Raw genomic sequence first — 8437 nt, forward strand, 5'->3', positions numbered from 1 at the left:
GAGCGGGTTCTACCCGAAGTCGCCGGGAGCCTTAGGGCAGGCGCCGAGGGTAGGGCTCGTGACTGGGGCGAAGTCGTAACAAGGTAGCTGTACCGGAAGGTGCGGCTGGATCACCTCCTTTCTAAGGAGCAACCAAGGCCCGTTCCTGCGCTTTCAAGACCCCGTGGTCCAACGGTGTAAACCCCCGCAAGGGGGCTTTCTTTTTTCCGGGAAAGACCGCCCCCCGCCCTTAGGCGGGGGGTTTTCCTTGGGAAGGGCTAGAATCCTCTCACGTTTAAGAAGGGCTCAGGGTGGGGTTTACCCGACGTGTTCTGCCAGCCTGCGGTGCTCTCGGCGTTTTGCAGGATGGCCTCTTTCACCTGGGCTGGGGTGTAGTTGGGGTAGCGGGAGAGCACAATGGCGGCGGCTCCGGCCACGTGGGGGCTTGCCATGGAGGTGCCGCTGATGGTGTTGTAGCTGGAGGTGGAGGAGTTCCAGGTGGAGAGGATGGAGACGCCAGGGGCGGCAATGTCCACGTCGGGTCCGTAGTTGGACCAGGAGGGCCAGTCGTCTTGGCTGTTGGTGGCGCTTACAGTGATGACTTCGTCGTAGGCGGCGGGGGTATGGTTGGCGGCGTTGTCCCCCTCGTTGCCGGCGGCCACCACCACGGTGATCCGGTAGTCGCACACCGCTTTTTGGATGACGTTGTGGAAGGCGTTGCTGGAACGGGTGCTGGGGCAGTACTGACCGTCTTGGTCGTCGGTGCCGCTACCCCCCAGGCTCATGTTGATGACCTTGGGCTTGCCGCCGTTGTTGTGGCTGATCACCCAGTTGATGCCCTGGACGATGCCGCTGGTGGAGCCAGAGCCCGAGCCGGAAAGGACTTTCACCGCCCAAAGCTCGGCGGCGGGGGCCACCCCTAAGACGCCCACGCTGTTATTCACTGCGGCTACCGTGCCCGCCACGTGGGTGCCGTGGCCGTTGTCGTCGTCGTAGGCGGCGCGGCACTTGCCCCGGCACTTCACCACCGCATACCCCCCCATTAGGTTGGTGAGGTCCTCATGCCCCACCTTGATGCCGGTGTCCACCACGTACACGGAGACGCTGGCCCCCTTGGCGGTGGTGGAGGGGGCGCCGATGCGCTCCACGCCCCAGGGGATGGTCTGGGCGTAGGCCCTCACCTCCTGGTCCGGGGTCAGGGCGTAGACCCGGGGGTCTTGGGCTAGGCGCTGGGCCTGGGCGGGGGTGAGGTTGCGGAGGATGACGGCCCCCAGGGCCTCGAGGCGGTCCTCCGCCGGCACCGCGAGGCCGTGGGCCCTTTCCAAAGCGGCAAGCCGCTCAGTGAAGCGCCCGGCCATACCTGGGGAGGCCGTGGGCTCCAGGATGGCGATGTAGGTCTGGCCCGGTTCCCTAAAGGCCTGGGGGCTGAGGGTGCCCTGCTGTTGGCATGCGGCCAGGGCCAGAAGGCTTAAAGCCAGGATGAGTTTCTTCATACTCCCTCCTTGCGTTACGCCGGTAACTCTAGGCCCAAGGGGCCGGGGTTGTCAAGGCCTATAGTGGAGAGCATGGACTTTCTCCTCGCCCTTACCCGCCCGCCCTTGGTCCTGGGGGTGGATCCCAGGCCTGGGCTTCATGGGCCTGAACCCCTTCGGCATCTAAGGCGGTACTCCCTGGAGGTGTTTGAGGCCTTAGCGCCCAAGCTGGCTGCGGTTAAGTTCCAGCTGGCCTTTTTTGAGGCCTTGGGTCCTAAGGGCATGGAACTTCTCCTGGAGCTGGCCAGCGCCGCCCGGGTCATGGGCCTCCCGGTGATCTTTGACGGGAAGCGGGGGGATGTCGGCACCACCGCCGCGGCCTATGCCGAGACCTACCTTAGGCGCTTTCCCGGAAGCGCCCTCACCGTGAACCCCTACTTGGGCCTAGAGGCCCTCAGCCCCTTTTTCCAGGCGGCCGAGGAAAGCCAGGGGGCGGTCTTCGTCCTGGTCAAGACCTCCAACCCGGGCTCGGGCTTCCTGCAGGACCTAGGGGTGGAGGGAAAACCCCTTTACCTCCATCTGGCGGAGGCCTTGGCCCAGGCGGGGGAGGGGTACCGCGAAGGGGAGTGGAGCCGGGTGGGCCTGGTGGTGGGGGCCACCTACCCGGAGGCGGTTTGGCGGGTGCGGGAGGTGGCTCCCCGGGCCCCCTTGCTCCTTCCCGGGGTGGGGGCGCAAGGGGGGAGGCCCTTGAAGGGCCCCGGGCTTTTAAACACCGCTAGCCGCGCCCTTTTCTACCCGGGGGGCCGGCCGGATCTCGAGGGGGCGTTGCGGGCGGCGGAGGACTTCCTGAGGGCTTTGGTAGAGTAGGGGGGATGGATGTCCTAGAGCTCTACCGCAGGACGGGGGCCCTTTTGGAAGGGCACTTCCTCCTGCGCTCGGGGTGGCATTCGCCGGTCTTCCTGCAATCCGCGGCCCTTTTGCAGCATCCCCTCTACGCGGAGGCGGTGGGGGAGGCCTTGGGCAAGCTTTTTGAAGACGAGAAGGTGGATTTCGTCATCGGCCCGGCCTTGGGCGGGATCGTCCTTTCCTTCGTGGTGGCCAAGGCCTTGGGGGCCAGGGCCCTTTTTGCCGAAAAGGACGGCCAAGGGGGCATGACCCTGCGCAAGGGCCTCACCGTGAATCCGGGCGACCGCTTTTTGGCGGTGGAGGATGTGGTAACCACGGGGGAGAGCGTGCGCAAGGCCATCCGGGCGGCGGAGGCCAGGGGGGGGGTTTTGCTGGGGGTGGGGGCCATTGTGGACCGGAGCGGGGGGAAGGCGGACTTCGGTGTTCCCTTCCGGGCCCTCCTGAAGCTGGAGGTGCCCCATTACGCTCCCGAGGCCTGCCCCCTCTGCCGGGGCGGGGTGCCCTTGGAGGAGGTTTGAGGCCGTGCGCTTCCTGGCCTGGCTTCTCCTTTTCCTCCCTGGGGCCCTGGCCTCTTCCCCCGTGGAGTTGGGCCGCCAGGCGGTGGAGGCTTGGCTTGCCGGAAAGCTTTCGCCAAGCCTCGAGGAGGTCCTAAGGGCTTCCCCGGGGGAGGCCCCGAGGCTTTTGGAGCGCTACGCCTCTTTCCCGCCACCCCCTAAGGGTCTTTCCCTCAACCTGGATAGCCCCCAGGTGGAGGGGAACCGGGTCCTCTTCCCCGCGGCCGTGGGGGAGGCGGTGGGGGAGGTGGTGGTGGTCCTGGAGGGGGGGGAGGTGAAGCGGGTCTACTTCCGCCCCCAGGGGCTTTCCCTCCCTGGGTACCTCCTAAGCCCTTTGGCGGGGTGGGGGTTTTTGCTCCTTTCCCTCTTTTGGGCCTTTCTCCTTTTCCAGCCCTCCCCCTTCCGCGCCTGGCTTTTAGAGGCCCTGGCCCTTCTTCGCGCCTATAAGGGGCTTTACCTTTTCACCAACCTTTTCCTCTACGGCCTCTTTGCCCTGGGGGCCCTTTTGGCCTATGGGATGCCGGAGATGGCCAGGGCGGTCCAGGCCCTTTTCGCAGGGGCCCTCGAGGCCATGGGCGTGGGAGAGGCCACGGGGAAGGGGGTTCTCGTCCTGGCCGGGGTCATTTTCCACTGGAACTTCAGCCAGGGGCTTTTCCTCACCGGGCTTATCCCCGCCTTGCTCTTTGGCATCCCGGTTTTCCTTTTCAACGCCCTTCGCTACTTGGTCTTTGGCTTTGCCCTTTCCCCGGCCCTTTTGGGCCCCGCCTTCCTGATCCACCTACCCACCCTAATCTTGGAGCTTCAGGCCTACATCCTGGTCACCTTCGGGGGGCTGGTGCTTCTGGCCAAGACGGCGGGAGGGGAGGGGTATCGGAAGGGGCTTAGGGCCCTTCTCCTTGCCTTCTACCTGGGGGCCCTCTTCCTGGTTCTGGCTGCCTGGTACGAGGCCTGGGAGGTGAGCCTACTCCTATGAAGGTGGCCATCCTGGGGGCTGGGGCTTGGGGGACGGCCTTGGGGGTACTCCTCGCCAGCAAGGGGATCCCCACGACCCTTTGGGCCAGGAGAAAAGAGCTTGCAGAGGAGCTCCGCGCCCGACGGGAAAACAAGGACTACCTACCCGGGGTGGCCCTTCCCGCCTATCTCTACCCCACCGCCGACCCCGAGGAGGCCTTGGAGGGGGCGGAGCTGGCGGTGGTGGCCCTGCCCTCCAAGGCCTTGGAGGAAACCCTCCAGGCCTTGCCCCGGGCCCCCTGGTACCTTTCCGCCACCAAGGGGCTTTTCTTTAAGGAAGGGGGGCTGCACACCCCTAGCGAGGTGGTGGAGGCCTTGACAGGGAGGCCGGTGGCCGTCCTTTCCGGCCCCAACCATGCGGAGGAAGTGGCCCGCCTTCTCCCCACGGCCAGCGTGGCGGCAGGGCCTTTGCAGCTAGCCAGGAGGGTGCAGGAGCTTTTCTCCGGGCCCACCTTCCGGGTCTACACCAGCCAGGACCGGCGGGGGGTGGAGTTGGGCGGAGCCTTGAAAAACGTCCTGGCCCTGGCGGCGGGGATGGTGGACGGGCTCCGCCTTGGGGATAACGCCAAGGCGGCCCTCCTCACCCGGGGCCTTAGGGAGATGGTGCGCTTTGGCACCGCCTTGGGAGGCGTGGAGGCCACCTTCTACGGGCTTTCCGGCCTGGGGGACCTCCTGGCCACCGCCTACAGCCTCCACTCCCGCAACCGGGGGGCGGGGGAGCGGCTGGTGCGGGGGGAGGCTTTGGAGCGCCTCGAGGACCGGGGGGTGGTGGAGGGGCTTTATGCGGTCAAGGCCCTCATGGCCTGGCGGGAGCGGACGGGGCTTGAGCTTCCCATCGCCGAGGCGGTGTACGGGGTGGCCTATGGGGGGCTGGACCCTTTGAAGGCCCTTTCTGCCCTCATGGCCCGCGGACCCAAGGCGGAGGATGATAGGATGGCCTAGATGCTGGCCCCAAGGCTTCCCGTGACCCTGGAGGCCTATTTGCAGGAGGAGGCCCGCTCCCCGGTGAAGCGGGAGTACCTGCGGGGCCGCGTCTACGCCATGGCGGGGGCCAGCGCCCTCCACAACCGGGTGGCCCTCAACATCGCCGCCCGCCTTCTGGAGGCGGCCAGGACCAAGGGGTGCCGGGTGTACATGAGCGACATGAAGCTGAGGATTCGGGATGAGGCCGTCTACTACCCCGATGTGATGGTGGTGTGCCAACCCGGTCCTCCCCATCCCTACTACGAGGAGGCCCCCTGTGCCGTGGTGGAGGTCCTTTCCCCCGCCACCGAGGCCCAGGACCGGCGGGAGAAGCGGGCCCTTTACGAAACCCTGGAAAGCCTCTTGGTCTATCTCCTAGTGGACCTGGGGAGCCGCCGCTTCACCCTGTACCGCAGGACGGCGGAGGGTTTTGTGGAAGAGGAGGGGGAGGAGGCCCCTATTCCCTGCTTGGGCCTCACCCTGAAGGTGGAGGAGGCTTTCCGCCTCTAGAATAGTTCCGCCAAGAAACCCAAGAGGGCTGTGCGGAAGGCCCGGGGGTTTTCCAGGTTGGCCAGGTGCCCGGCCCCGGGGAGGATGAGCATGCGGGCGTCGGGCAAGGCCTTGGCCAGGGCCTTGGCCTCCTCGGGAGGGGTAAGGGCGTCCTCCTCCCCCACCAGGACCAGGGCCGGGCGGTGGATCCCGGGAAGAAGGGGGGTGGAGTCGGGCCGTTCCGCCAGGGCCAGGAGGCTTCCTGCCACCGCCTCGGGGGTGGCTTCCAGGATGAGGGCCTTAGCCCTTTCCACCACCTCGGGCTTTTCCTCCCGGGTGGTCTTGCCCAGGTGGCTTGGGAGAAGGGCCTCGGGGAGGAAGCCCACCCCCTCCGCCAAGACCCGCTCCCTCAGGGCGTAGCGGTTTTTCCGGCCCTCCTCGGTGTCGGCTCCGGCGCGGGTATCCGCCAGGACCAAGCCCAGGAAGCGCTCCGGGGCCCTGCGCCACAGCTCAAAGATGAGGTAGCCCCCCATGGAAAGCCCCACGAAGACCGCCTCCTCCAGGCCGGCCTCGTCCATCTCCCCTAGTACCTTCTCTGCCGCCTGGGAAAGGGATAGCCCCAGGTAATGGGGGGCCAGCACGGGAAGCCGGCCTCGGAAGTAGGCCACCTCCTCCTGCCACATCTTGGGGTTATAGGGAAAGGCGTGCAAAAACACCACACCCCGCATCTAGGCCTCCTTCACCGCTTCCCCCTCGAGGCCCAAGGCCTTGAGCCGGGCGATGAGGCTTGGGTCCTCCACCACCACATAGTTGCGCCCCTCCTGGCTTTCCGCCCTCAAGAGCCCCGCCCTGGCCGCCTCCTTCCAGGCCTCCATCAGGTCGGGGTGCTGGACCAGCAAGGGGGTCACCTTGTGGGCGGGGTAACGCCTCACCGCAAGGCCTCCTCCAGGGCATGCCAGGCCAAGGTGGCGCACTTCACCCGGGCGGGAAGCTTGGCCACCCCTTGGAGGGCCAAAAGGTCCCCTAGGGCTGGGTCAGGCGGGGCTCCTTCCACCACCATGGCCTGGAACTTCCTGGAAAGCTCCAGGGCCTCCGCCACCTTCTTCCCCTTCACCAGCTCGGTCATCAGGGAGGCGCTGGCGGTGCTGATGGCGCACCCTTGCCCCTGGAAGCGGATGTCGGCGATGGTATCCCCTTCCAGGCGCACCATCACCTCCACCTGGTCCCCGCAAGAAGGGTTCAGGCCCCCCGCGGTCTTGGTGGCCTGGGGCAGAACCCCGAAGTTCTTGGGGCTCTGGTAGTGCCTGAGGATGATCTCCCGGTAAAGCTCGTCAAGGACGCTCATGGATTCCCCCATTATAGCCAGGCCCGGTAGCGGGTGTGGATGCGGAGGAGGGCCTCCACGAAGCGGTCCACCTCCTCGAGGGTGTTGTAGAGGTAGAAGCTGGCCCGTGCGGTGGCCGCAAGGCCCAGCTTGCGATGCAAGGGTTGGGCGCAGTGGTGCCCCGCCCTTACCGCAATCCCCTCCTGGTCCAGGAAGGTGGCCAGGTCGTGGGGGTGGAGGCGGCCTAGGGTAAAGGGAATCACCCCACCCCGGTCCTCCCCCCTGGGGCCATACACCTTCAGGTCCGGCACCTCGGAAAGGCGCCCTAGGGCGTATTCCAGGAGGGTCCGGTCGTGGGCAAAGACCCGTTCCATGCCGATTTCCATCAGGTAGCTGGCGGCCTCTCCCAAGGCGATGGCCTCGGCGATGGGAGGGGTGCCGGCCTCAAAGCGCTGGGGTGGGGGGGCGTAGGTGGAGCGGTCCACGTGGACCTCCCGGATCATCTCCCCACCCCCTAGGAAGGGTGCCATCCCTTCCAGGACCTCGTACCGGCCCCAAAGGACCCCGGCCCCCGTGGGTCCCAGCATCTTGTGGCCAGAAAGGGCCAGGAAATCCGCCCCTAGGGCCTTCACATCCACGGGTAGGTGGGGGGCGCTTTGCGCCCCGTCCACCACCACCAAAGCCCCTACCTCCTTGGCCCTCCTGGCGATCTCCGCCACGGGGTTGATGGTGCCCAGGACGTTGGACATGTGGACCAGGGATACCACCTTGACCCTATCCGTAAGGAGATGGTCCAAGGCGGAAAGGTCCAGCCGGCCCTCCTCGGTGAGGGGGATGGCCTTGATGCGGGCTCCCTTAAGCCCTGCCACCAGGTGCCAGGGCACGAGCCCGGCGTGGTGCTCCATCTCCGTTACCAGGATCTCGTCGCCCTCCTTCAGGTTCCGCAGGCCCCAGGCGTAGGCCACCAGGTTCAGGGCCTCGGTGGTGTTGCGCACGAAGATGATCTCCCTTTCCTCGGCGCCAAGGAAGCGGGCCATGCGGCGCCGGGCCTCCTCGTAGGCCTCGGTGGCCGCCACGGAGAGGCGGTAGGCCCCCCGGTGGACGTTGGCGTTGAGCTCCTTGTAGTAGCGGTCCAAAGCCTCCAGGACCCGCCTGGGCTTTTGGCTGGTGGCGGCGGAGTCCAGATAGACCAGATCCGGCCGCCCGGCAATCAGGGGGAAGTCTTCCCTGAGGGCAGTCAAGTCCATGCCTCCAGTCTAGTCCCAAGCCCCCGGGTGCGCCGGTGTTGTGTCCCACCCTTGCTCCCCAGGCTGGGGGCCAGGCGCTGACCCCGGGAGCTTTGCTCAAGCCCCTACCTTGGCGTGGCCGAGGCGGGCGATTCCCTGGTATCCGGGCCTCTAGAGTTTGGCCAAGGCCCTTTCCAACCGGCTTCGGGCCTCCTCCGCCACGGGCCTGAGCGCCTCCTGCGTTTCCCGCGGGAGCACCTGGAAGATGCCCCTGGGGTCCTGGAGCAGGATTTCCACGCCTTCTTCGCCCTCCCTTAGCACGGCGTTGCAGGGAAGGAGGAGGCCGATATCGGGTTCGGCCTCGAGGGCCTTAGCCGCTAGGCTGGGGTTGCAGGCGCCCAGGATCAGGTAAGGGGGCCTTTCCAGGCCCAGGCGGGCCTTAAGGGTGGCGGCCACGTCAATCTCCGTGAGGATCCCGAAGCCCTCTTCCTTCAAGGCGGCCTCCAGTCGGGC

Annotated in this window: 11 protein-coding genes and 1 rRNA gene; 6 read left to right on the plus strand and 6 right to left on the minus strand. The window is 66.7% G+C overall.

All coding sequences use genetic code 11. From position 1 onward, the window contains the following. A 16S ribosomal RNA gene (locus Q0693_RS07635) occupies positions 1 to 121 on the plus strand; the annotation flags it as partial. A 136-nt stretch (positions 122 to 257) separates the two neighbouring features. Here Q0693_RS07635 and Q0693_RS07640 read toward each other — a convergent pair. Further along, on the minus strand, positions 258 to 1472 hold the full coding sequence (locus Q0693_RS07640) for a S8 family peptidase (protein ID WP_243032443.1): 1215 nt from the start codon (positions 1470 to 1472) through the stop codon (positions 258 to 260). Between the two features lie 72 nt (positions 1473 to 1544). Between Q0693_RS07640 and pyrF the strand changes: the two genes are divergently transcribed. From pyrF to Q0693_RS07665, 5 genes are read left to right on the plus strand one after another with little or no spacing between them, the layout of a single operon-like run. After that, entirely contained in the window at positions 1545 to 2318 is a 774-nt protein-coding gene (gene pyrF / locus Q0693_RS07645) for an orotidine-5'-phosphate decarboxylase (protein WP_298630461.1), read from the plus strand. Positions 2319 to 2323: 5 nt separating this feature from the next. After that, positions 2324 to 2875: an orotate phosphoribosyltransferase gene (pyrE, locus tag Q0693_RS07650; protein ID WP_298630463.1), complete on the plus strand. Its 552-nt coding sequence runs from the start codon at positions 2324 to 2326 to the stop codon at positions 2873 to 2875. A gap of 4 nt (positions 2876 to 2879) precedes the next feature. After that, the gene (locus tag Q0693_RS07655; protein WP_298630465.1) at positions 2880 to 3884 is read left to right on the plus strand and encodes a hypothetical protein; all 1005 of its coding nucleotides are present in this window, start codon (positions 2880 to 2882) and stop codon (positions 3882 to 3884) included. Then, positions 3881 to 4864: an NAD(P)H-dependent glycerol-3-phosphate dehydrogenase gene (locus Q0693_RS07660; RefSeq protein WP_298630467.1), complete on the plus strand. Its 984-nt coding sequence runs from the start codon at positions 3881 to 3883 to the stop codon at positions 4862 to 4864. The genes Q0693_RS07655 and Q0693_RS07660 overlap by 4 nt, the downstream gene beginning before the upstream one ends. Then, entirely contained in the window at positions 4865 to 5395 is a 531-nt protein-coding gene (locus Q0693_RS07665; RefSeq protein ID WP_298630469.1) for a Uma2 family endonuclease, read from the plus strand. It abuts the gene before it with no gap. Here the strand turns inward: Q0693_RS07665 and Q0693_RS07670 are convergent. From Q0693_RS07670 to Q0693_RS07690, 5 genes are all read right to left on the minus strand, one after another. Next, entirely contained in the window at positions 5392 to 6102 is a 711-nt protein-coding gene (locus Q0693_RS07670; protein WP_298630471.1) for an alpha/beta fold hydrolase, read from the minus strand. The two genes, Q0693_RS07665 and Q0693_RS07670, sit on opposite strands and share 4 nt — an antisense overlap. Next, complete coding sequence (locus tag Q0693_RS07675) at positions 6103 to 6306, minus strand: hypothetical protein (RefSeq protein ID WP_298630472.1); 204 nt, start codon at positions 6304 to 6306, stop codon at positions 6103 to 6105. Further along, positions 6303 to 6719, minus strand: coding sequence for a Fe-S cluster assembly sulfur transfer protein SufU (gene sufU / locus Q0693_RS07680; RefSeq protein WP_243031717.1), 417 nt, complete (start codon positions 6717 to 6719; stop codon positions 6303 to 6305). The genes Q0693_RS07675 and sufU overlap by 4 nt, the downstream gene beginning before the upstream one ends. 11 nt (positions 6720 to 6730) lie before the next feature. Continuing rightward, positions 6731 to 7945: a cysteine desulfurase gene (locus Q0693_RS07685; protein ID WP_298630474.1), complete on the minus strand. Its 1215-nt coding sequence runs from the start codon at positions 7943 to 7945 to the stop codon at positions 6731 to 6733. Positions 7946 to 8095: 150 nt separating this feature from the next. Further along, the coding region (locus Q0693_RS07690) for a DUF302 domain-containing protein (RefSeq protein ID WP_298630476.1) at positions 8096 to 8437 on the minus strand (342 nt) is incomplete at its 5' end.

Origin of the sequence: uncultured Thermus sp., from assembly GCF_938010445.1 — a bacterium.
Lineage (GTDB): Bacteria > Deinococcota > Deinococci > Deinococcales > Thermaceae > Thermus > Thermus altitudinis.

Bases quoted from the DNA above. Each gene is read 5' to 3' on its own strand.
- Q0693_RS07640 (WP_243032443.1), bottom strand. From the start codon at position 1,472: ATGAAGAAACTCATCCTGGCTTTAAGCCTTCTGGCCCTGGCCGCATGC.
- pyrF (WP_298630461.1), top strand. From the start codon at position 1,545: ATGGACTTTCTCCTCGCCCTTACCCGCCCGCCCTTGGTCCTGGGGGTG.
- pyrE (WP_298630463.1), top strand. From the start codon at position 2,324: ATGGATGTCCTAGAGCTCTACCGCAGGACGGGGGCCCTTTTGGAAGGG.
- Q0693_RS07660 (WP_298630467.1), top strand. From the start codon at position 3,881: ATGAAGGTGGCCATCCTGGGGGCTGGGGCTTGGGGGACGGCCTTGGGG.
- Q0693_RS07665 (WP_298630469.1), top strand. From the start codon at position 4,865: ATGCTGGCCCCAAGGCTTCCCGTGACCCTGGAGGCCTATTTGCAGGAG.
- Q0693_RS07670 (WP_298630471.1), bottom strand. From the start codon at position 6,102: ATGCGGGGTGTGGTGTTTTTGCACGCCTTTCCCTATAACCCCAAGATG.
- sufU (WP_243031717.1), bottom strand. From the start codon at position 6,719: ATGAGCGTCCTTGACGAGCTTTACCGGGAGATCATCCTCAGGCACTAC.
- Q0693_RS07685 (WP_298630474.1), bottom strand. From the start codon at position 7,945: ATGGACTTGACTGCCCTCAGGGAAGACTTCCCCCTGATTGCCGGGCGG.